The organism is Streptomyces sp. NPDC001904 (genome assembly GCF_040297005.1).
Lineage (GTDB): Bacteria > Actinomycetota > Actinomycetes > Streptomycetales > Streptomycetaceae > Streptomyces.
Genome location: NZ_JBEOYI010000027.1, coordinates 12,496 through 33,330, shown reverse-complemented (window position 1 = coordinate 33,330; position 20,835 = coordinate 12,496). Strand labels below are relative to the sequence as shown.

Annotated in this window: 20 protein-coding genes; 9 read left to right on the top strand and 11 right to left on the bottom strand. The window is 72.7% G+C overall.

Annotated elements, in window-relative coordinates; genetic code table 11:
• Positions 1-74 precede the first annotated feature (74 nt).
• The 4 genes from glnA2 to ABT127_RS32000 all read left to right on the top strand — a co-directional run bounded on the left by glnA2 (position 75) and on the right by ABT127_RS32000 (position 2,716).
• Positions 75-1,436, top strand: coding sequence for a gamma-glutamylpolyamine synthetase GlnA2 (glnA2, locus tag ABT127_RS32015; protein WP_351457705.1), 1,362 nt, complete (start codon positions 75-77; stop codon positions 1,434-1,436).
• A 122-nt stretch (positions 1,437-1,558) separates the two neighbouring features.
• Complete coding sequence (locus ABT127_RS32010) at positions 1,559-1,987, top strand: VOC family protein (RefSeq protein WP_351457702.1); 429 nt, start codon at positions 1,559-1,561, stop codon at positions 1,985-1,987.
• Between the two features lie 7 nt (positions 1,988-1,994).
• The gene (locus ABT127_RS32005) at positions 1,995-2,270 is read left to right on the top strand and encodes a helix-turn-helix transcriptional regulator (protein ID WP_351457699.1); all 276 of its coding nucleotides are present in this window, start codon (positions 1,995-1,997) and stop codon (positions 2,268-2,270) included.
• Entirely contained in the window at positions 2,267-2,716 is a 450-nt protein-coding gene (locus tag ABT127_RS32000; RefSeq protein ID WP_351457697.1) for an iron chaperone, read from the top strand. Before ABT127_RS32005 ends, ABT127_RS32000 begins: the two co-directional genes overlap by 4 nt.
• Before the next feature lie 3 nt (positions 2,717-2,719).
• On the opposite strand, the gene ABT127_RS31995 is transcribed toward ABT127_RS32000, so the two are convergent.
• The 5 genes from ABT127_RS31995 to ABT127_RS31975 all read right to left on the bottom strand — a co-directional run bounded on the left by ABT127_RS31995 (position 2,720) and on the right by ABT127_RS31975 (position 6,983).
• Positions 2,720-3,148, bottom strand: a complete 429-nt coding sequence (locus ABT127_RS31995) for a VOC family protein (protein ID WP_351457694.1) — start codon at positions 3,146-3,148, stop codon at positions 2,720-2,722.
• Positions 3,149-3,151: 3 nt separating this feature from the next.
• A complete protein-coding gene (locus tag ABT127_RS31990) occupies positions 3,152-4,180 on the bottom strand; it encodes a TolB family protein (RefSeq protein WP_351457691.1) in 1,029 nt (342 codons plus the stop codon).
• A complete protein-coding gene (locus ABT127_RS31985; RefSeq protein WP_351457688.1) occupies positions 4,177-5,508 on the bottom strand; it encodes an MFS transporter in 1,332 nt (443 codons plus the stop codon). Before ABT127_RS31985 ends, ABT127_RS31990 begins: the two co-directional genes overlap by 4 nt.
• Position 5,509: 1 nt before the next feature.
• Complete coding sequence (locus ABT127_RS31980) at positions 5,510-6,343, bottom strand: alkaline phosphatase family protein (protein ID WP_502971816.1); 834 nt, start codon at positions 6,341-6,343, stop codon at positions 5,510-5,512.
• Positions 6,344-6,551: 208 nt separating this feature from the next.
• Positions 6,552-6,983, bottom strand: coding sequence for a VOC family protein (locus tag ABT127_RS31975; RefSeq protein ID WP_351457683.1), 432 nt, complete (start codon positions 6,981-6,983; stop codon positions 6,552-6,554).
• Between the two features lie 143 nt (positions 6,984-7,126).
• On the opposite strand from ABT127_RS31975, the gene ABT127_RS31970 reads away from it, so the two are divergent.
• Complete coding sequence (locus ABT127_RS31970; RefSeq protein WP_351457681.1) at positions 7,127-10,117, top strand: bifunctional [glutamine synthetase] adenylyltransferase/[glutamine synthetase]-adenylyl-L-tyrosine phosphorylase; 2,991 nt, start codon at positions 7,127-7,129, stop codon at positions 10,115-10,117.
• Positions 10,118-10,359: 242 nt separating this feature from the next.
• Here ABT127_RS31970 and ABT127_RS31965 read toward each other — a convergent pair whose 3' ends face one another.
• Positions 10,360-10,968, bottom strand: a complete 609-nt coding sequence (locus tag ABT127_RS31965; protein ID WP_351457679.1) for a TetR/AcrR family transcriptional regulator — start codon at positions 10,966-10,968, stop codon at positions 10,360-10,362.
• A 160-nt stretch (positions 10,969-11,128) separates the two neighbouring features.
• Between ABT127_RS31965 and ABT127_RS31960 the strand changes: the two genes are divergently transcribed.
• Both ABT127_RS31960 and ABT127_RS31955 read left to right on the top strand, forming a co-directional pair.
• Entirely contained in the window at positions 11,129-12,583 is a 1,455-nt protein-coding gene (locus tag ABT127_RS31960) for an APC family permease (protein ID WP_351457676.1), read from the top strand.
• Positions 12,584-12,653: 70 nt separating this feature from the next.
• A complete protein-coding gene (locus tag ABT127_RS31955) occupies positions 12,654-14,231 on the top strand; it encodes an amidohydrolase (protein WP_351457673.1) in 1,578 nt (525 codons plus the stop codon).
• Between the two features lie 72 nt (positions 14,232-14,303).
• On the opposite strand, the gene ABT127_RS31950 is transcribed toward ABT127_RS31955, so the two are convergent.
• Positions 14,304-15,170, bottom strand: a complete 867-nt coding sequence (locus tag ABT127_RS31950) for a phosphatase PAP2 family protein (RefSeq protein WP_351457671.1) — start codon at positions 15,168-15,170, stop codon at positions 14,304-14,306.
• A 414-nt stretch (positions 15,171-15,584) separates the two neighbouring features.
• Between ABT127_RS31950 and ABT127_RS31945 the strand changes: the two genes are divergently transcribed.
• Positions 15,585-17,219, top strand: coding sequence for a SpoIIE family protein phosphatase (locus ABT127_RS31945; RefSeq protein ID WP_351457668.1), 1,635 nt, complete (start codon positions 15,585-15,587; stop codon positions 17,217-17,219).
• Here ABT127_RS31945 and ABT127_RS31940 read toward each other — a convergent pair.
• The gene (locus ABT127_RS31940; protein WP_351457665.1) at positions 17,191-17,700 is read right to left on the bottom strand and encodes a GNAT family N-acetyltransferase; all 510 of its coding nucleotides are present in this window, start codon (positions 17,698-17,700) and stop codon (positions 17,191-17,193) included. The genes ABT127_RS31945 and ABT127_RS31940 overlap by 29 nt on opposite strands.
• 56 nt (positions 17,701-17,756) lie before the next feature.
• Here ABT127_RS31940 and ABT127_RS31935 point away from each other — a divergent pair, with 56 nt between their 5' ends.
• Positions 17,757-18,107, top strand: coding sequence for a 5-carboxymethyl-2-hydroxymuconate Delta-isomerase (locus ABT127_RS31935; protein WP_351457662.1), 351 nt, complete (start codon positions 17,757-17,759; stop codon positions 18,105-18,107).
• Positions 18,108-18,111: 4 nt separating this feature from the next.
• On the opposite strand, the gene ABT127_RS31930 is transcribed toward ABT127_RS31935, so the two are convergent.
• The 3 genes from ABT127_RS31930 to ABT127_RS31920 are packed head-to-tail and all read right to left on the bottom strand — an operon-like array spanning position 18,112 to position 20,810.
• A complete protein-coding gene (locus ABT127_RS31930; protein WP_351457660.1) occupies positions 18,112-18,804 on the bottom strand; it encodes a TetR/AcrR family transcriptional regulator in 693 nt (230 codons plus the stop codon).
• Positions 18,805-18,849: 45 nt separating this feature from the next.
• Positions 18,850-19,920, bottom strand: a complete 1,071-nt coding sequence (locus tag ABT127_RS31925; RefSeq protein ID WP_351457657.1) for a PDR/VanB family oxidoreductase — start codon at positions 19,918-19,920, stop codon at positions 18,850-18,852.
• Positions 19,917-20,810 (bottom strand): metal-dependent hydrolase, encoded by an 894-nt coding sequence (locus tag ABT127_RS31920; protein WP_351457655.1) that lies wholly within the window; start codon positions 20,808-20,810, stop codon positions 19,917-19,919. Before ABT127_RS31920 ends, ABT127_RS31925 begins: the two co-directional genes overlap by 4 nt.
• Positions 20,811-20,835 lie beyond the last annotated feature (25 nt).

Here is a 20,835-nt window from a genome sequence, read left to right as displayed (position 1 = left end):
TCGAGGTCCCCCCGATGGCGCCCGCGGGCGTGGGAGCAGGCGGCCTGACCAGCAAGGATGGGTGGAAGCGGAAGATGGACAAGCAGCAGGAATTCGTGCTCCGTACGTTGGAGGAGCGCGACATCCGGTTCGTACGCCTGTGGTTCACGGACGTTCTCGGCTTCCTGAAGTCGGTGGCCGTGGCCCCGGCCGAGCTGGAGCAGGCCTTCGACGAGGGCATCGGCTTCGACGGCTCCGCGATCGAGGGCTTCGCGCGTGTCTACGAGTCCGACATGATCGCCAAGCCGGACCCGGGCACCTTCCAGGTCCTGCCGTGGCGCGCGGAGGCCCCCGGCACCGCCCGCATGTTCTGCGACATCCTGATGCCCGACGGCTCCCCGTCCTTCGCCGACCCGCGCTACGTCCTCAAGCGCGCCCTCGCCAAGACCTCCGACCTCGGCTTCACCTTCTACACCCACCCCGAGATCGAGTTCTTCCTGCTCAAGGACAAGCCGCTCGACGGCTCGCGCCCCACCCCGGCCGACAACTCCGGCTACTTCGACCACACCCCGCAGAACGTCGGCATGGACTTCCGCCGCCAGGCGATCACCATGCTCGAATCCATGGGCATCTCGGTCGAGTTCAGCCACCACGAGGGCGCCCCCGGCCAGCAGGAGATCGACCTGCGCTACGCCGACGCGCTCTCCACGGCGGACAACATCATGACGTTCCGCCTGGTCATGAAGCAGGTGGCGCTGGAGCAGGGGGTCAACGCGACCTTCATGCCGAAGCCCTTCTCGGAGTACCCGGGCTCGGGCATGCACACCCACCTCTCCCTCTTCGAGGGCGACCGCAACGCGTTCTACGAGTCCGGTGCCGAGTACCAGCTCTCCAAGGTCGGCCGCTCCTTCATCGCGGGCCTGCTGAAGCACGCCGCCGAGATCTCCGCGGTGACGAACCAGTGGGTCAACTCCTACAAGCGCATCTGGGGCGGCTCCGAGCGCACGGCCGGCGCCGGCGGCGAGGCCCCCTCGTACATCTGCTGGGGCCACAACAACCGCTCGGCCCTCATCCGGGTCCCGATGTACAAGCCCGGCAAGACCGGCTCGGCCCGCGTCGAGGTCCGCTCGATCGACTCCGGCGCCAACCCGTACCTCACCTACGCCGTCCTCCTGGCCGCGGGCCTCAAGGGCATCGAGGAGGGCTACGAGCTCCCGCCCGGCGCCGACGACGACGTCTGGGCCCTCTCGGACGCCGAACGCCGCGCGATGGGCATCGAGCCCCTCCCGCAGAACCTCGGCGAGGCCATCGCCCTGATGGAGCGCTCGGAACTGGTGGCGGAGACGCTGGGCGAGCACGTGTACGACTTCTTCCTGCGCAACAAGAAGCAGGAGTGGGAGGAGTACCGCAGCGAGGTCACCGCGTTCGAGCTGCGGAAGAACCTGCCGGTGCTGTAGACAGCGCTCCTCCGAGGCCGACGTTCCGCTCGTGAGCGGAGCGTCGGCCTCCGTGTGTGGGGGCTCGGATCCGATCAGGATTCGAGAAGCGACCGCCCTCCGCCGCAGCTAATTTGGGGTTCATGGACCTCACCATTCATACGACCGCCCTCCCGCACGACGATCCCGACGCCTCCCTCGTCTTCTACCGGGACGTGCTCGGGTTCGAGGTGCGGAGCGATGTCGGGCAGGGGGCGATGCGGTGGATCACCGTCGGGCCGCCGAATCAGCCGGAGACCTGCATCCTGCTGGCGCCGCCCGCCGCCGATCCCGGGGTCACCGACGACGAGCGGCGGGTGATCACCGAGATGATGGCCAAGGGGACGTACGGGTGGATCATGCTGTCCACCCGGGATCTCGACGGTGTGTTCGACAAGGTGCAGGCCGCCGACGCCGAGGTGGTGCAGGAGCCGACCCGGCAGCCCTACGGCGTCCGCGACTGCGCGTTCCGGGACCCGGCCGGGAACATGGTCCGCATCCAGGAGATCGACGGCACCGCCGGCAAGGGCTGAGGCCGCCGTGTGCCCGCCCGCCTGGCGGCAGGCCCTCATCGCCGCACAGCACCTGCGCGACCTGGCACGGCTGCGCCGGGTCCGCGACCGGATAGACCGGGACTGCGCCCGGCCCCTGGACGTCGAGGCGCTGGCCCGCGCCGCGGGGCTGCCCGGGCGGCAGCTCTGCCGGGAGTTCACCGCGGCCTACGGCAGGTCCCCGTACGCCTACGTCACCGCGCGCCGCGCCCAGCGCGCCGCGGTCCTGCGACACCACACGAACCTGGAGAGGCAGACCTCATGAGCGCGGACAAGACCACCGGACAGGGCGCCTTCTCGGCCGAGGAGCTGGCCGCGATGAAGGAGCGGGCCAAGGAGGCCAAGGCCGCCCGGCCCCGCGGTGCCAAGGCCGACACCGAGGCCGACTGCCTCGCGAAGATCGCCGAGATGGAGGGCACCGACCGCGTGCTCGCCGAGGGCATCCACGCCCTGGTCAAGGCGACCGCGCCGCAGCTGATCGCCAAGACCTGGTACGGCATGCCCGCCTACGCCCAGCCGGGCAAGGGCGGGAAGCTGATCTGCTTCTTCCAGCCCGCCGCGAAGTTCAAGGCGCGCTACGCGACCCTCGGCTTCGACGGCGCGGCGGCCCTCGACGACGGGACGATGTGGCCGACCGCCTTCGCCGTCACGGAACTGACCCCCGACACCGAGGACCGCATCGCCGCGCTCGTCAAGCAGGCGGCCGGCTGACCGTCACGGCGCGGGCGTGATGGCGTCCCGCAGCGGCACGCTCGCGCGCCGGCGGTACTCCTGCACCGACCAGCCGTTGCCGTCCGGGTCGGAGAAGTACATGAACGTACCGCCGTCGTCCGCTCCGAACGACACGGGCTCCGACACCTCCACGCCCCGGCCGGTCAGCTCCTCCCGCGCCGCCTTGATGTCGCTCACGACCAGTTGCAGGCCGTGGTAGGTGCCGGGGACGGGGGTACCGGTCGGGACCGGGATGCCCGCCGCCAGCACCACCGAACACCCCGAGCCGGGCGGGGTGAGCTGCACGATCCGGGAGCCCGGCATCACCTCCCGGTCCACGTCGCAGTGGAAGCCGACCTTGTCGACGTAGAAGGACTTCGCCCGGTCGATGTCCGACACGGGCAGCGGGATCACTTCGAGGGTCATCTCCATCGGTCAAAGGTAGGCGGGGGAGACGCCCGCCGTCAGCAGTCTGCGCGGCGCGCCCGAACCGTCCGCCGGGACGGTGTAGAGGTCGGCGCCGTAGTCGCCGGGCAGCGCGTAGGTCAGGTGCCGGTCGTCGCTCCACACCGCCTGGTCGTCGACGCTGCGGGACTCCGCCAGCGCGGTCTCGCGCAGCGTGGCCAGATCGAGGACGTACAGGTGCCAGGGCGCGTCGGCGGGCAGTCCGTCGACGCGCTTCTTGTACGCGATCCGGGTGCCGTCGGGGGAGAGGGACGGGCACTCGACGTTGCCGTGCAGGGTGGTGACCGTCCGCGTGCGCAGGTCGCCGCGGACCAGGTACGTCTTGCCGTGCGTGGCGAGCGTCGCGTAGAAGTGGCGGTCGTCGGCGGCGAAGGTGACGCCCCAGAAGTTGACGTCCGCGGCCCGGTAGGGGTGCCCGTCCTTGACGATGCGGTACGTCTCGAGCGTCGGCGTCAGCTCGCCGGTGGAGGTGTCGAGGATCGCGGCGCGCGTGGAGAAGTCCGTGCCCGCGTAGCTGTCGCCGCCGACGAACGCCGTCCACGCCGCGTACCGTCCGCTCGGCGAGACCCGGGCGCGGGACGGGATGCCGGGGACGGGGTAGTGGGCCTTCTCGTGCAGACGGGCGTCCAGGAGCGTGGCGCGGTAGGTGTCGGAGAGGGCGCCGTGGACGGCCTGGAGGCAGATGCCGGTGCCCGAAGCGGCGTAGAAGCGCAGGCACTTGAGGCCGGTGGCGGTCGTCCGGCGCGGGCCCGACGGCGCGTCGGCCGGGGTGGTCGCCAGTTCGTCGCGGTGCGGGCCCCAGGCCATGTTCCGGAACACCAGGCGGTGGCCTCCGGACGTGAGCCGGACCTGTCCCGTGGTCACGGCCGGGCCACCGGGGCGGGCCTGGTCACGGCGGTCGGCGCGGGCCGACGCGTGCAGCACGGCGGCGGTGGCCACCGCCGCCAGGGCGAGGACCGCCGCGATCAGGACGGTGAGCTTGGTGCGGGTCGTCGTCATGCGTTCGCTTTCGTCGGGGCCGGTCGCGCGGCCGGCCGCAGGGTGCAGACCGCCGCCACGCAGCCGACGAGCAGGACCGCCGCGACGGACAGTGCCGTCCGGTCGCCCCACGCCGTCCAGGCCGCGCCGAACCCGAGGGAGCAGCCGAAACGGGCGGCGGCCTGCCCGGTCTGCACGACCGCGAGACCGGACGAGCGGCGTTCCTCCGGGATGCCGGCGGAGGCCGCGGCCATCAGGACGCCGTCCGTCGCCGCGTAGAAGGTGCCGTGCAGGAGGAGCACGGCGCAGGGCAGCGCGGGGCTGTGCGCGTGCGTGAGCAGCAGCGCGTACACCGCGAGCAGGGCGATGTGCCCGCCGACGAACACCGGCCAGGCGCCGACGCGGTCCGAGAGACGGCCCAGCGGGGCGGCCAGCAGCAGGAATGCGGCGGCCGTGCCCAGCGGGAGCAGCGCGAACCAGCGCTCCGGTACGCCGAGTTGGCGCTGGAGGATCAGGTACACGAAGGCGTCGCTGACCGTGGCGAGCCCCAGCAGGGTCGCGCACAAGGTAATGCGGAGGAGAGCTCGGGAGGGTCCGGTTCGCTGCCGGGTGCGCGTTGTCTCTGGTTGCTCGCGCAGTTCCCCGCGCTCCTGGCGGGGCGCCGGCAGATCGGGCCGCTCCGGCGATCGAGGAGCGGAGCCCCGGGTTCGGGGGACGAAGAGGAGCAGGACCACGACGCCGAGCGCCGCCACGCAGAAACTCACCGTGAACACGGCGTCGTAGCCGTCCACCGTCCGGCGCAGGATCAGGAAGGCCACCAGAGGGCCGAGCAGCGCGCCCGCGGTGTCCATCGCCCGGTGCACACCGAACGCCCGCCCCCGTGTCTCCGGCGTGCTCGACAGGGAGATCAGCGCGTCGCGGGGCGCGGTGCGCAGCCCCTTGCCCGTGCGGTCGGCGGCGAGGACGGCGCCGATCAGGGGCAGCGTCCCGGCGAGCAGCAGCAGGGGCTTGCAGAGGGCGGACAGGCCGTAGCCGATGACCGCCACCGTCTTGTGCCGGCCGCCGCCGCTGTCCGCGAACCGGCCGCCGACCAGCCGGACCAGCGCCGAGAAGCCGTTGTAGACGCCGTCGAGGAGGCCGAAGCCGAGCGGGCTCAGGCCGAGCCCCGCGACGAGGTACAGCGGCAGCACCGCCGTGACCATCTCCGATGACACGTCCGTGATGAGACTGACCGTGCCGAGCGCGAACACGGTGGAACCCACGGCGCGCCGCCGCCCGGCCGGGGGCCGGACGGCGGGCTCCGCGGACACCGGCGCCGTACCGCTCGCGCGAGAGTCCGCTACGTACATGTCAGGACGTCCAGATGCCGGTGATGTCCTTGGCCGACGCCGCGTTGCCCGCGTGCGAGGTCAGGCCGTGCATGTCCTCCAGGGTGCGCAGCAGGTCGTAGTGGTTGTACGTGGTCGAGGACGTGGCGCCCGGGGTGACCTTCTGCCCGTAGAAGACGGTCGGGATCTTGTTGCCGCTGAGCCGGTTGTCCTCGTCGAAGGTGACGACGAGGAGGCTGTTGTGGGTCTTGGCCCAGGTCGCGTAGGCGCCCAGCTTGTTCTTCAGCCAGGTGTCACCGGTGGACACCGAGCAGTCGTGCATGTCGCTGCACAGGTTCGGCACGACGTAGCTGACCTGGGGCAGCGTCGTGTAGTCGGTCGGGAACTGGGCGAAGGTCTTCGCCGACGACGTGGGGACGTTGCTGAACCCGAACCACGGGTTGTGCTTGCGGGCGTAGTCGCCGGAGGAACAGGTCGTCGAACCCTGGCTCGGCAGCGTCTCGTTGTAGCTGCCCCACGTCTTGCCCGCCGCGATCAGCTCGGAGGCGAGGTTCGGGGCGGAGGAGAAGCCGGGCGTGTAGCAGCTGTCGTCCGTGATGCCCTGGGTGGAGCCGGAGAACATCGCGAAGTAGTTGGGCTGGCTGGGGTGCGTCTCGGCGTACGAGGCCGTCAGGCTGGCGCCGCCCGACTTCAGGCTGTTGATGTACGGCGCGCTGGAGGAGCCGATGACCTGGCTGTACGCGTGGTTCTCGAAGACCACGACGATCGTGTGGTCGGGGGTGGGCACGGTCGCCGCGGCGTGGGCGGGCGAGCCGCCGCCGAGCGCGAGCCAGCTGCCCGCGGCGGCGGCCGTCAGCGCGAGGGCCGAGAGGAACGCCTTGCCGCGGGTGCGGGCCGGAACGGGAAGGGGACGTGCGGTACTGCTGCCGGGCACGTGGGACCTCCGATGTGGGGGAGGGAGCGGATGCTGGCGGTGCGAGCAGAGCATGCACACGCCAAGCCGCCGCGGTGTCACGTGTTCCGGTTCGGCCGGGTGAACCGTCGGTGAATCCTCGGCGCCCGGATCAGCGTTCGGCCAGTGGCGCGGGCGCCTCCTGCACCGTCCACCCGTTCCCGTCCGGATCGCTGAAGAAGAGGAACGAGTTCCACTCCTCGCCGGGCCCGTCCTCCCAGCCGCCCGGCCCCGCGTGCCGCACCGGCGACACGTCCACACCGCGCGCCACCAGTTCGCCGTGCGCGGCCGCGATGTCGGTGACGCACAGCTGGAGCCCGCTGAGCGACCCGGGCTCCATGCCCCGCTGCCCCGGGGCGCCGGGCAGCCCCTGGGTCAGCGAGACGGAGCAGCGCGAGCCGGGCGGGGTCAGCTGCACGATGCGGATGCCGGGCGCCACCTCACGGTCGAGGTCGACCTTGAACCCCACCTTGTCCGCGTAGAACTCCTTGGCGCGGTCCACGTCCGAGACGGGGAGCACGACGACCTCCAGGGTCCATTCCATGGCCTGTCCTTCCTTAGACACGCACGGGCCTACGAGGGATCGTCCCTCGGGAGGTAGGACCGCGCACCCCTCCACGACTCATCGGTCCAGCACGTTGAGCAGTAGGCTCAGCACCAGTGAGTGATCGAACAGGAGGCCGGGCGATGTCGGTGCCGCAGGGGAGAAGGAGCAGCACGTTCACGCGGCTGCTGCGGCACGGATTCACCGATCCGTCCGGCGCCGAGCGGCTGCTGGACGCCGAGGCCCTGTCCGCGGTGCGCTCCGACCCGCTGCTTCTGGACGCGCTCGGCGCCACCGCCGACCCGGATCTGGCGCTGCTGGGCCTGGTCCGGCTCGTCGAGGCGCAGCCCGACGCCACCGCCCGCCGCGAACTCCTCGACACGCTGATCACCGCGAAGCCGCTGCGCGACCGGCTGCTCGGGGTGCTCGGCGCCTCCGAGGCGCTGGCCGACCACCTCGCCCGGCACAGCGGCGACTGGCGGGCCCTGGTCACCTACGAGCCGAGCGACCTGCACCCCGGCGTCGAGGAGTTCGAGCGGGGCCTCGCCGCCGCCACCGACCCGGTGTCGCTGCGCGTCGCCTACCGGCGGTGCCTGCTGTCCCTGGCCGCCCGTGACGTGTGCGGCACCACCGACATAGTGGAGACCGCCGCCGAACTGGCCGACCTGGCGACGGCGACGCTGCGGGCCGCGCTCGCCATGGCGCGGGCCGCCGCGCCCGCCGACGCCGCGCTGTGCCGCCTCGCGGTGATCGCGATGGGCAAGTGCGGCGGCCACGAGCTGAACTACGTGTCCGACGTCGACGTCATCTTCGTGGGTGAAGCCGTGGAAGGTGCCGACGAGGGCAAGGCGGTCCAGGCCGCCACCCGCCTCGCCTCCCACATGATGCGGATCTGCTCCGACACCACCATCGAGGGCACGATCTGGCCCGTCGACGCCAACCTGCGCCCCGAGGGCCGCAACGGCCCGCTGGTGCGCACCCTCTCCTCGCACCTCGCCTACTACCAGCGCTGGGCCAAGACCTGGGAGTTCCAGGCGCTGCTCAAGGCCCGCCCGGTCGCCGGCGACCCCGAGCTCGGCCAGGCGTACGTCGACGCCGTGTCCCCGCTCGTCTGGCAGGTCGCCGAGCGCGAGAACTTCGTGCCCGACGTGCAGAAGATGCGCAAGCGCGTCGTCGCCAACATCCCGGTGGGAGAGGTCGAGCGCGAGCTGAAGCTGGGCCCCGGCGGGCTGCGCGACGTCGAATTCGCCGTCCAGCTCCTTCAGTTGGTGCACGGCAGGTCCGACCCCTCGCTGCGCAGCGGTACGACCCTGGTCGCGCTGGCCGCACTCGCCGACGGCGGCTACGTGGGCCGGGTCGACGCCGTCCAGCTCGACGACGCCTACCGCTTCCTCCGTACGCTCGAACACCGCATCCAGCTCTACAAGTTGCGCCGCACCCACCTGGTCCCGGAGGACGAGGCCGACCTGCGCCGCATCGGCCGCTCGATGGGCATGCGCACCGAGCCCATCACCGACCTCAACCGGGCCTGGAAGCGCCACACCTCGGTGGTCCGACGGCTGCACGAGAAGCTGTTCTACCGCCCGCTGCTCGACGCGGTCGCCCAACTCGCCCCGGGCGAGACCAGGTTGAGTACGGAGGCGGCCCGCGAACGGCTGGTCGCCCTCGGGTACGCGGACCCCGGCGCGGCCCTGCGCCACCTGGAGGCCCTGTCCTCCGGCGTCTCCCGCAAGGCGGCCATCCAGCGCACGCTGCTGCCGGTGCTGCTCGGCTGGTTCGCGGACTCGGCGGACCCGGACGCCGGACTGCTCAACTTCCGCAAGGTCTCGGACGCCCTCGGCAAGACCCCCTGGTACCTGCGGCTGCTGCGCGACGAGGGCGCCGCCGCCGAGAACCTGGCCCGTGTCCTGTCGGCGGGCCGGCTCGCCCCCGATCTGCTGATGCGCGCCCCCGAGGCGGTCGCGCTGCTCGGCGACGCGCGGGGCCTCGATCCGCGCCCGCACGCCCAGTTGGAGCAGGAGGTGCTGGCCGCCGTGGGCCGGGCCCCGGGCGGCGAACAGGCCGTGGTCGCCGCGCGCGGAGTGCGGCGACGCGAGCTGTTCCGCACCTGCGCCGCCGACATCATCGCCTCGTACGGCACCGAGGACACCCCGGCCGTCGCCGACCAGGGCGCCCTGGTCGACCAGGTGGGCGGTGCCGTCTCGGACCTGACGGCGGCCACGCTCGCCGGCACGCTCCGGGCGGTCGTCCGCGACGGCTGGGGCGACACCCTGCCGACGCGGTTCGCCGTCATCGCCATGGGCCGCTTCGGCGGACACGAACTCGGCTACGGCTCCGACGCCGACGTCCTGTTCGTGCACGAGCCGCGCGAGGGCGTCGGCGACCAGGAGGCCGCCGAGGCCGCGAACAAGGTCGTCGCCGAGATGCGCCGCCTGCTCGCCCTGCCGAGCGCCGACCCGCCGCTGCTCATCGACGCCGACCTGCGCCCCGAGGGCAAGTCCGGGCCGCTCGTGCGCACGCTCAAGTCCTACGAGGCGTACTACCGCCGCTGGTCACTGGTCTGGGAGTCGCAGGCGCTGCTGCGCGCCCAGTACGTCGCCGGTGACGAGGATCTGGGCCGCGCCTTCATCGAGCTGATCGACCCGCTGCGCTACCCGGCCGAGGGGCTCGGCGACGACGCCGTGCGCGAGATCCGCCGCCTCAAGGCCCGGATGGAGTCCGAGCGCCTGCCACGCGGCGCCGATCCCACGCTGCACACCAAGCTGGGCCGCGGCGGTCTGTCCGACGTGGAGTGGACGGTGCAGCTCCTTCAGCTCCAGCACGGCTGGGCCGAGCCCGGGCTGCGCACGACCCGTACCCGGGAGGCGCTGGCCGCGGCCTGCGCCGCCGAGCTGATCCCCGCCGAGGACGCCGCCGTCCTCGACGAGGCCTGGGTCCTCGCGACCCGGGTGCGCAACGCGGTGATGCTCGTGCGCGGGCGGGCCGGTGACACGTTCCCCTCCGACGGGCGGGAACTCGGCGCCGTGGGGCGTTACCTGGGCTACGACCCCGGGCACGTCGGCGACATGCTGGACGACTACCGCCGCACGACCCGGCGGGCCCGGGCCGTGGCCGAGGAGCGCTTCTATCAGTAGGGGTGCCACCGCCGTCGTGGCTGGTCGCGCAGTTCCCCGCGCCCCTGGGTAGTTCTTCGTCCGCGGCCCGGTGGCCGCTTCTCGCGCAGTTCCCCGCGCCCCTGAGATGCGCACTGCGTGCGCCATCTCATCAAGAGGCGCGCGCAGCGCAGCCTCAAGGGGAAGGCTGCGCGCAGCGCATGCCTTCAGGGGCGCGGGGAACTGCGCGACCAGCCACACTCGACCCGCACCCGCCCACCGAACTAGGCCCCGAGCAACCCCCGAACGCCCCCCACGAACGCGCCGAGCGCCAGCTCGAAGGCGGCGTCGGACCGGCTCCCGGCCATCGCCGCGAGCGCCCGCTCCAGCAACGGCATCGGCACCTCGTCCGTCAGCTCCCACATCGCCTCCGGCGCCGCCATGTCCAGCGCGGACCCGAGCACGACGTTGTCCAGCCCGATGATCACCGTCATGACGTCGCCCAGCGCGAACCCGGCATCCAGCAACAGCCCCACCGCCAGCTCGTACTGCGCGAGCACCCGCGGCGCCCGCACCGGATTGGTGGTCAGCAGCGGAATGGCCTTCGGATGCGCGGCGAACGCGGCGCGATAGGCGCGGGCCCACTGGGTCAGCGCCTCGTCCCACGGCAGCCCCGAGCGGAGCGCCTCCGCGTCGATCCCGCCCGCCACCCGGTCCCGCAGCAGCTCCACGATCCCGTCCCGGCCGTCGACGTGGTGGTACACCGAACCGGTCTGCACCCCGAGCCGCCGCGCGATCTGCGGCACGCTGAAGTCGCCCTGCTCGTCGACGAGGGCCAGGGCCGTCGCGCCGATGCGCTCCCGGTCGAGTAGTGGCTTGCTCGGCCGCCCCATCCGATGTGCTCCTCCGTCAGATCCCCGTCCCGCCCGTGAAGACGGGTCTTCCCGTATCCCCAACGGGAGGTTACATTGCGGAAACCAAAAGGCTTTAGGTTTACCCGCTCACGCCCTTTCCCGTCCTCTGCTGCCTGCCACCAGAAGGGCCTCCTTCCGCATGCCCGCAACCTCCCCGAAGACCGTCACGCCGGCCCCGCCCGCCCCCGCCGGGGCCGGCCTGCGCACGGGTTCCCTCGGCACCGCCGACATCGCGTTCTTCGTCGTCTCCGCCGCCGCCCCGCTCACCGTCATGGCGGGCGTCGCCCCGCTCGCCATCGCCCTCGGCGGCATCGGCGCCCCGGCCGGCTACCTCCTGGCCGGCCTCACCCTCGCCGTCTTCGCCATCGGCTTCACCGCGATGAGCCGCCACGTCACCGGCGGCGGCGCCTTCTACGCGTACATCACCCAGGGCCTCGGCCGCCCGGCCGGCATCGGCGCCGCGCTGCTCGCCATGATCGGCTACAACGGCATGGAGATCGGCGTCTACGGGCTCCTCGGCTCCGCCACCCAGGACACCGTCCACGCCCTCTTCGGCGCCGACATCCCCTGGCTCCCGGTCTCCCTGATCGGCCTGGCCGTCATCTGGTACGGCGGCTTCCGCTCGATCGACTTCGGCGCCAAGCTGCTCGGCGTCCTGCTCATCGCCGAGACCGGCATCCTCGTCCTCCTCGCGGCCGGAGTCCTCCTCAAGGGCGGCGCCCACGGCCTCTCCCTGGCCTCCTTCGCCCCCGGCAACGTCCTCGTGCCCGGCACCGCGGCCGTCCTGGCCTTCGCGTTCGCCGCGTTCACCGGCTTCGAGTCGACCGTCATCTACCGCCGCGAGGCCCGCGACCCGGACCGCACCGTGCCCCGCGCCACGTACATCGCGGTCGCCTTCCTCGGCCTCTTCTACGCGTTCACGGTCTGGATCGCCATCCAGTCCTTCGGCGACGCGCGGGTGGTGCAGGAGGCGGGCAGCAACCCCGCCGACCTCTTCTTCACCGCGATCACCACCTTCGTCGGCGGCTGGGCGGCCGACGTCATGCACGTCCTCATCGTCACCAGCGTCATCGCCTCCCTCCTCGCCTTCCACAACGCGATCAACCGCTACGGCCTGGCCCTCGCCGACGAAGGCGTCCTGCCGCGCGCCTTCGGCCGGATCCACCCCCGGCACGGCTCCCCGTACATGGCGGGCCTCGCGCAGAGCGCCCTCGGCGCCGTCGTCGTCCTCGTCTTCTGGGCGGCCGGTCTCGACCCGTACGCGCAACTGCTGCTGTGGGTGAACACCCCGGGCATGCTGGGCCTGATGGCCCTGCAACTCCTCGCGGCGATCGCCGTCCCGTTCTTCTTCCGCCGCATCACCCACCAGGAGGGCGTCCTGCGCACGATCGTTGCTCCCGTGGCGGCGACGCTGCTGCTCGGCGCCGCAATAGCCCTGGTCATCACACACATCGACCTCTTCACCGGCGCGTCCCCGCTGGCGAACGCGGTGATGGTCGCGGTGGCCCCCGCGGTCTTCGTCCTGGGCTTCCCCCTGGCCCACCGCCTGAAGCGCACCCGTCCCGAGGTGTACGAACGGTTCGGCCAGTCGTAGCCGACGCCACGGGCGCCCCGTAAGGGGCGCGGGGAACTGCGCGACCAGCCACGACGAAACGGAGAGCCATATGACACCCCCCGCCGACCTCCTCCTCACCAACGCCCGCCTCCGCACGATGACCGGCCCCGGGCCGGAGGCCACCGCCCTCGCGGTCACCGACGGCCGCATCACCGCGATCGGCGACACCGCCACCCTGATCCAGGACTGCACAGGCCCCCGCACCGAACGCCTCGACCTCGCCGGAGCGACCGTCACCCCGGGACTCGTCGACGCCCACAGCCACCCGGTGTGGGGCCTGCGCATGGCGAGCGGCGCCGATCTCACCGGCGTACAGGACCTGGACGCGCTGCGGGACGCCCTGCGCCGCGCGGACCGGATCGACGGCTGGGTCGTCGGCTGGGGCCTCGACCACAACGCGTTCGGCGGCCGCCCCCTCCACCGCGACCTCATCGAGGACGTCCTCGACGGCGCCCCGGCGTTCCTGCGCCTGTACGACGGCCACTCCGCACTCGTCAGCGCCGCCGCCCTGGCCGCGGCGGGCGTCACCGGACCGCGCTCCTTCGCCCAGCGCTCCGAGATCGTCTGCGACCCCGACGGCCGCCCCACCGGGCACCTGATCGAGCACGCCGCCATGGACCTGGTCGACGCGGTCGTGCCCGCGCTGTCGTACGAGGACCGCCGCAAGGGGCTCGTCGACCTGCTCACCGCCATGGCCGCCACCGGCCTCACCGGCGCCCACGTCATGGACGGCACGGGTCTCGACCTGCTCGCCGCGGTCGAGGCGGACACCGACCTCCCGCTGCGCCTGACGCTCGCGCCCTGGTGCATGCCGGGCGTCGACACGGCCGGCCTCGATGAGCTGGTCGCGCTCCAGCGCAGGCACGGACGGGACTGGCGGGTCGGCGGCGTCAAGTTCTTCATGGACGGCACCGTCGAGGGCGGTACCGCCTGGCTGGAGCACCCCGACTGCCACGGGCAGGGGACCGAGGCGTTCTGGCCGGACCCGGCCGCGTACAGCGCCGCCGTACGGCACCTGCACGCCGCCGGGGTGCGCACCGCCACCCACGCCATCGGCGACGCCGCCGTCCGGCACGTCCTGGACACGATCGGGGCGCTCGGCGCGAGCGGCCGCGGCGCCCACCGGATCGAGCACATCGAGTCCGTGCCGGACGACACCCTCCCGCGGTTCGCCGCGCTCGGCGTCACCGCGTCCATGCAGCCGCCGCACACCGCGTACACGAAGGGTGACCACAGCGACGAGTGGTCCAGGCGGCTCGGCGACGAGCGGGCGGCCCGTGCCTGGCGCACCCGCGACCTGCGCGACGCGGGCGCCGCCCTCGCCCTCGGCTCGGACTGGCCGATCGCCCCCTACGACGTACGGCGGGTCCTCGCCATGGCCCGGGTCCCCGAGGGCGCCGCCGGACCGGGGCAGGGCCTCACCGGGCTCGAAGCGCTCGAAGGAGTGACGTCGCACGCGGCGGTCGCGGCCGGGGAGGCGGACGTGACGGGCCGGATCGCGGTCGGCCTGCGCGCCGACCTCACCGTGCTCGGCCTCGACCCCGTGACGGCACCGGCCGACGAGGTGGCCGAGGCGCCCGTGCTGCTGACCACGGTGGGCGGCAGGATCACGCACCGTACCCGCTGAGAGCCGACGCGGCCCCGGGGCGAGGCCCCAAGATCAGAACAGGCTTTCCATCGGATCTGTGGAGAAATCGCCCTACGCCTTGGTCGGGAACCCCGGCCGCCGCGTCGCCACCGCGCGCGGCAGGGCGTAGGGCAGCGTCCCGTACCAGAGCCGCGCCACCAGGAAACCGAAGGCCAGGCAGAGCATCCCGCCCACCGCGTCCAGCCAGAAGTGGTTGGCGGTCGCCACGATGACCGTCAGGGTCGCCGCGGGGTAGAGCAGGCCGAGGATCCTGGCCCACGGCGCCGAGGCGAGCGCGAAGATCGTCAGGCCGCACCAGAGCGACCAGCCGATGTGCATCGAGGGCATGGCCGCGTACTGGTTCGACATGTTCTTCAGGTTCCCGGAGGCCATCGAACCCCAGGTCTCGTGCACCGCGACCGTGTCGACGAAGTGGCCGCCGGTCATCAGGCGCGGCGGGGCCAGCGGGAAGAAGTAGTAGCCGACCAGGGCGACCGCCGTCGTCGCGAACAGTACGAGCCGGGTCGCCGCGTACCGGCCCGGATGGCGGCGGAACAGCCACACCAGCACCCCGAGCGTGATCACGAAGTGCAAGGTCGCGTAGTAATAGTTCATACCGACGATTAGCCACGACACCGAGTTCACCGCGTGGTTGACGCTCTGCTCCACGGCGATGCCGAGATGGTGCTCGACGGACCAGATCCAGTCCGCGTTCCGCAGCGCCTTTGCCTTCTGCTCCGGCACCGCGTTGCGGATCAGGGAGTACGTCCAGTAGCTCACCGCGATCAGCAGGACCTCGAACCAGAGCCGGGGACGCCGCGGTAGACGCAGGCGGCGCAGGAGACCGCCGGCGCCCTGCGTCGCGCGGGATTTCTCCGCTGCGGACGAGGCGGCGGGTCCTGGTCGGCCGTCCAGTGTTGTCACGGTCGTTTCACCCATAGTCACCGAGTCTGCCAGATTTCCGGCCCCTGCCAGATCATCCCTCGGTCGGGTCACGCCCGCACCTGCTACGCCCTGCGGACGAGGCCGGACCCCAGGGGGCAGGGCGGTCGACCCCCTGGCCAGCGGCTCCGACGTGCACATGCATGCACTCCAGGGGTGGCAGGCGCCCGGTGGTGCCGGACGGGCGTGTGGCCACGGGAGTGGCCGGCCCGGTCACCCGCCGTATCGCCCGCCGAACGCCCTCGTCGCACAACTGCGGTACGGATACGGGCGGTTGGGGGCGACAAGCGGTCATCACCACTCGGAACGGTGAAGGCCCGCGAACGGCCGACATGCCCCTTGCGGGCGGCGGTAGCTTGGTGGTGCGGGCCGACGGAGCCCGCACCGGTCCGCTGCGAGGGGCTGTTGCCTGTGAGCGCCACCGCCCTGGATCCCCGTACCGGGGAGAGCACCAGCAGTACGGTCCTGGTGGTCGACGACACCGCCGCGAACCGCTTCGCGCTGAGCGCCGTGCTCAGCCGCGCCGGACACCTCGTCGTGCCCGTCGCCTCCGCCGGGGAGGCCCTGCTCGAACTCGACGTCCGGCTGCGGGCCGGCTGTCTGCCCGACCTGGCCCTCGTCGACGTGGGGCTGCCCGACCTCAGCGGCTTCGAGCTGTGCCGCAGGGTCAAGGCGCTGCCTTCGCTGGCCGGGATCCCCGTCGTCCACTTCTCCGCCCGCCCCTCGGGCCCGGTCGACCGCTGCCAGGGGCTCGACGCGGGCGGCGAGGCGTATCTGACGGTGCCCGCGGAGCCGGAGGAGATCCGCGCCGTGGTCCGGGCCGCCCTGCGCGGCGCCCGCGAACTCACCGACGCACAGGCCCAGTTCACCCGCCTCACTCTGCTCTCCGAAGCCGTCGTCGAGGTGCAGGGCGCCCGCTGTCTCGCCGAGCTGGCCGACGCCGCGGCCGACGCGGCGGCCCGGCTGACCGGCCGGCCGGCCGCCGTGTTCGTCCTCGGTGACGACAGCGAGGTGCACGCCGGCCTGTCCCGGCACGCCGAGCGCACCGGGCTGCCCGGCGCGGGCGACGAGGAGCGGGCCGCCGCCCTGATCCGGCGGGTGCTGTGTGCCCGGGGCAGCAGCCGCTCCGCGGTCCTGCCCGGCGCGCTGTGGCCCGGGATGTACGTCGGGCCGGGCGACGTCCGGCTGGTGCTCGCCCGCAGCCGCGACGGCCTCTCGGTGTGCCTGGTCACCCCCGTCCACTCCGACCCGAACGGGCGGATCGGCCCGCTCGTCACCCAGCTGGCGCGGGCCACCGTGCTCGCCGCCGAACCCCTCCTCCGGTACGAGCAGGAGCGCCACGTGGCCCTGACCCTGCAACGCAGCTTCCTGCCCGCCCAGTTGCCCCGGATACCGGGCCTCCAGGTCGCCTTCCGCTACGAACCCGCCTCCCAGCAGGCCGAGATCGGCGGCGACTTCTACGCCGCGCTGCCCACTCCCGCCGGGGTCATCGCCGGTATCGGCGACGTGGTCGGGCACTCCCTCGACGCCGCCACCGTGATGGTCGAGATCCGGCACGCGCTGCGCGCCTACAGCATCGAGGACCCGCGGCCCGGCCCGCTGGTGGACCGCATCGACCGGATGCTCCAGCACTACCACCCGGACACCACGGCGACCCTCTGCCTGATCCTCGTCGACCCCGAGAGCGGCCGCGTCCAGGTGGCGAACGCGGGACACATCCCGCCCCTGGTCCTGCCCGCGCACGGCGCGCCCCACTACGCGGCGGCCGCGGGCCCGCTGCTCGGCCTCGGCCTGCCGCGCCCCGCCCCCACGGAGCTGACCCTCGCGCCCGGCGACCGGCTGCTCATGGTCACCGACGGCCTCATCGAGACCCGCGGCACCGACCTCGCCGTCTCCATGGAACAACTGCGCGGCGCCGCGGCCGTCGCCCCGGCCGGACCCGACGCCCTGTGCGACACCCTGATGTCCTGCTTCGGCCAGGACCGCGCGGACGACATCGCCCTCCTCGCCCTGCGCGTCAGCCCAGGGGTTTCTCCAGCAACGTGACGCCGTAACTGCTGCCGCCCGCACCGGCCTTGAAGGGCTGCTCGCCCACGACCGCGTAGCCCCGGCCCTCGTAGTAGGCGCGCAGCCGCGCGTTGGTCGCCACGCAGTCGAGGCGGCACAGCGAGCGGCCCGTCTCGGCGATGCGCCGCTCGGCGTGGGCCAGCAGCGCGGCGCCGGTGCCGCCCGGGGCGCCGCGCCGCACCATCAGCCGGTGCACGTACCCGGCCACCGGCGGCTGCGCGCCCCACGCCGGTTCGTCCTCCCACCACAGCTCGAAGGCGCCCGCGACGCCGCCGTCGCGGGCCGCGATCCACACCTCGCCCTCCTTGATCCGCAGCCGGAAGTGGTCCGCGTCCTTCTCGCCGGGCTTCCACTGGTCGATGCCCCTGTCGACCATCCAGCGGGCCGCGTCGTCGTAGAGCGACACGAGAACGTCCAGGTCGTCGGCGTCCGCTCTGCGGAACGCGAGTTGTGCCGTCATGCCGATCACCGTAAAGGTGAGGGGCACACCGCCCGCACCAGACCCCCGGAGCCCCCATGCCGAACATCACCGTCGACCACTCCGCCGGCCTCGACGACCGGATCGACCGCGCCGCACTCGCCGGCGCCGTGCACCAGGCCTGCGTCGACACCGTGTCCGCGCGCACGGCGGCCTGCAAGACCCGGTTCCGCCGGGCCGACGAGACCGTCGTCGGCGACGGCACCGAACCGGCGGACCTCGTCCACATCGAGATCGCCCTGCTGTCGGGCCGCACCGAGGAGGTGAAGAAGGCCCTGACGGAGGCGGTCCTCGCCCTGCTCCCGACCCACATCAAGAACCCGGAGGGCGCCCACTTCTCGGTGGAGGTACGGGACCTGGAGCCCGGCTACAAGTCGGCGCGCGGCTGAGAACTCAGACAGCGGCCAGCGAGGACAACCGCCCGATCAGCTCGGCGAACGGCCCGTCGACGGACTCCCCGGCGAGAAGCCGGCGCAGCAACGCGGCCATCTCGGAGTCGTACGCGGCGCTGACAGCGGCCAGCGCGGCGAAGTCGTGCACCAGCTGAAGCTCCAGCTCCGCGCGGGGAATCCGCCGCCCGTCGAGCCAGATCAGGGCCGTCGACTCGGCGAGCGAGATCCACGAGCGGACGACGAGTTCGAGCCGCGGCGACGGGGACACGATCCCCAGGTGCGCCAGGATCTGGACGTACGCGGCCTGCCGCACGGAGTCGATCAGCGCGTTCGTCGCGGAGGAGCCGACGGCCGGGCCGCCGCGCATCAGCGCCGAGAAGCCGGGACCGTGCTCGTCGACGAAGTCGAAGAACCGGCCCATGACACGCAGCAGCCGGGCCCCGAGCGGACCCTCGGGCGGCTCCTCGAAACGTTCCGCCAGATCCTCCGCGGCCCGCTTCAGTGCGGCCTCGTAGAGGCTGAGTTTGCCCGGGAAGTAGTGATAGACGAGCGGCCGCGAGATCCCCGCGGCGGCCGCTATCTCGTCGATGGAGACCTCGTCGGGGGAGCGGTGGCTGAACAGTTCGAGGGCGACCCCGATCAACTGCCGTCGCCGTTCCTCGACTCCCATTCTGCGCCGCACCCCGGTAGCCATACCGAACACTCTACCGAGCGTCGACGCCGGTCATCGCCGTGGTCGCTACAGGTCGAGCACCAGACGGTCACCGCGTGCCCGCGACACGCAGATCAGCATCGAGTCGTCCCGCTCGGCGTCGGTGAGCAGCTCGTCGCGGTGGTCGATCTCGCCCTCCAGGACCCGCTGTTGGCACGTCCCGCAGAAGCCCTGCTCGCAGGAGTACGAGACGGCGGGCACCTCGGCGCGGACCGCCGCGAGCACCGTGGACCCGGCGGGGACGCCGACGACCTTGCCGCTGCGGCGCAGCTCCACCTCGAACGCGCCGTTCCCGTCGGCCGTGTTGCGGGGCGCGAACCGCTCCAGGTGCAGGGTCCGGCCCTCCGGCAGCGCCGCCTCCACGGCCGCCATCAGCCCCTCGGGCCCGCAGCAGTAGACGGCCGTGCCGGGTGCGGTGGCGTCGAGCGCGGCGGCGAGGTCGGGCAGGCCCGCCTCGTCCTGGGGGACGGCGGTGACCCGGTCGGCGCCCAGCTTCGCGACGTCCTCCAGGAACGGCATCGAGGACCGGCCGCGGCCCCCGTACAGCAGCCGCCACTCGGCGCCGCGCGCCGCCACCTCGCGGAGCATCGGCAGGATCGGCGTGATGCCGATGCCGCCCGCGATGAACAGGTAGGCCGGGGCGTCCGCGTCCAGCGCGAAGCGGTTGCGCGGCCCGCGCACCTCGACCTCCGCGCCCGCCGGCAACCCCTCGTGCACCTCGCGCGATCCGCCGCGCCCGCCCTCGCTCTCCGGGATCAGCCGGGTGGCGACGGTGTACGAGGAGGAGTCCTCCGGGTCGCCGCACAGCGAGTACTGCCGGACGAGTCCGGACGGCAGCACCAGATCGAGGTGGGCGCCCGGCCGCCACGCGGGCAGCTCACGGCCCTCCAGGCGGAGCTGGACCACGCCGTCGGCGATCTCCTCGTGCCCCGCCACGAGCAGGCGCAGCGCCCGGGCCCGCGGCCGCCCCGAGACCGGCTCCTCCAGGGCGGGCATCGGCCACAGCGGGGAGCCCTGCACCCGGCGGCGCAGCGCGCGCCGGACGACGAGCGCGGCGCCCGCGACGACGGCGGCCCTGGTCAGGGTGCGGGCGTTCATCGGGCGGCTCCGGCGCGGGCGGCGCTGCGGGCCTCGGCGGCGGTCGCCGCGGGGGACGCGGCGAGATAGGCGACGGCCTGCGCGGTGTCGCCCTCCTGCTCCGGGTGGTAACCACGGCTGAGATAGCGGGGGATGGACCGCATCATCGCCCCGGTCGACGGCAGCACGCCCTGCTTGCCGCCCTGGTAGAAGGCCTTGAAGGAGGCCTTGCCGTCGGACAGCGTCGGATCGTTCTCCATGAAGAACCGCGCGCCGCGCTGCCACAGGAAGACCAGCGCCGTGAAGGCGGTGGCCCAGGTGCGCACCCGGCGCCGGTAGCCGCCGTCCAGGTGCTCGAACAGCTCGAAAGCCACCGAGCGGTGCTCGACCTCCTCGGCGCCGTGCCAGCGCAGCAGGTCGAGCATGGTCGGGTCGGCGCCGCGCCGGTCCAGCTCGTCCGCGTTCAGCACCCAGTCGCCGAGGAACGCCGTGTAGTGCTCGATCGCCGCGATCAGCGCGACCCGCTCCATCAGCCACCACTCGCGCGCCCTGCCCGGCGGCAGCGTGCGGTCGCCGAGCAGCTTCTCGAAGAACCAGTCCACCTGGGCCGTGTACGGCGTCGGGTCGAGACCCTGCTCGCGCAGGTGCGGCAGCACCTCGTCATGGGCCTGGGAGTGCATGGCCTCCTGCCCGATGAACCCGATGACGTCCTCACGCAGCCGGTCGTCCCGTATGAGGGGCAGGACCTGCTTGTACACGTGCACGAACCAGCGCTCACCGGCCGGCAGGAGCAGGTGCAGCACGTTGATGGTGTGCGTGGCGAACGGGTCGTCCGGGAGCCAGTGCAGCGGGGTCTTGTCCCAGGCGAAGGACACCTGGCGTGCCTTCAGCGTGACGCGCGTATTAGACATGGCGTCAATGTACTGACGGGTAGCG

Coding starts and splice junctions, on each gene's coding strand:
- glnA2 (WP_351457705.1), top strand. CDS start 75: ATGGACAAGCAGCAGGAATTCGTGCTCCGTACGTTGGAGGAGCGCGAC.
- ABT127_RS32010 (WP_351457702.1), top strand. CDS start 1,559: ATGGACCTCACCATTCATACGACCGCCCTCCCGCACGACGATCCCGAC.
- ABT127_RS32000 (WP_351457697.1), top strand. CDS start 2,267: ATGAGCGCGGACAAGACCACCGGACAGGGCGCCTTCTCGGCCGAGGAG.
- ABT127_RS31995 (WP_351457694.1), bottom strand. CDS start 3,148: ATGGAGATGACCCTCGAAGTGATCCCGCTGCCCGTGTCGGACATCGAC.
- ABT127_RS31990 (WP_351457691.1), bottom strand. CDS start 4,180: ATGACGACGACCCGCACCAAGCTCACCGTCCTGATCGCGGCGGTCCTC.
- ABT127_RS31985 (WP_351457688.1), bottom strand. CDS start 5,508: ATGTACGTAGCGGACTCTCGCGCGAGCGGTACGGCGCCGGTGTCCGCG.
- ABT127_RS31975 (WP_351457683.1), bottom strand. CDS start 6,983: ATGGAATGGACCCTGGAGGTCGTCGTGCTCCCCGTCTCGGACGTGGAC.
- ABT127_RS31970 (WP_351457681.1), top strand. CDS start 7,127: ATGTCGGTGCCGCAGGGGAGAAGGAGCAGCACGTTCACGCGGCTGCTG.
- ABT127_RS31965 (WP_351457679.1), bottom strand. CDS start 10,968: ATGGGGCGGCCGAGCAAGCCACTACTCGACCGGGAGCGCATCGGCGCG.
- ABT127_RS31960 (WP_351457676.1), top strand. CDS start 11,129: ATGCCCGCAACCTCCCCGAAGACCGTCACGCCGGCCCCGCCCGCCCCC.
- ABT127_RS31955 (WP_351457673.1), top strand. CDS start 12,654: ATGACACCCCCCGCCGACCTCCTCCTCACCAACGCCCGCCTCCGCACG.
- ABT127_RS31950 (WP_351457671.1), bottom strand. CDS start 15,170: ATGGGTGAAACGACCGTGACAACACTGGACGGCCGACCAGGACCCGCC.
- ABT127_RS31940 (WP_351457665.1), bottom strand. CDS start 17,700: ATGACGGCACAACTCGCGTTCCGCAGAGCGGACGCCGACGACCTGGAC.
- ABT127_RS31935 (WP_351457662.1), top strand. CDS start 17,757: ATGCCGAACATCACCGTCGACCACTCCGCCGGCCTCGACGACCGGATC.
- ABT127_RS31930 (WP_351457660.1), bottom strand. CDS start 18,804: ATGGCTACCGGGGTGCGGCGCAGAATGGGAGTCGAGGAACGGCGACGG.
- ABT127_RS31925 (WP_351457657.1), bottom strand. CDS start 19,920: ATGAACGCCCGCACCCTGACCAGGGCCGCCGTCGTCGCGGGCGCCGCG.
- ABT127_RS31920 (WP_351457655.1), bottom strand. CDS start 20,810: ATGTCTAATACGCGCGTCACGCTGAAGGCACGCCAGGTGTCCTTCGCC.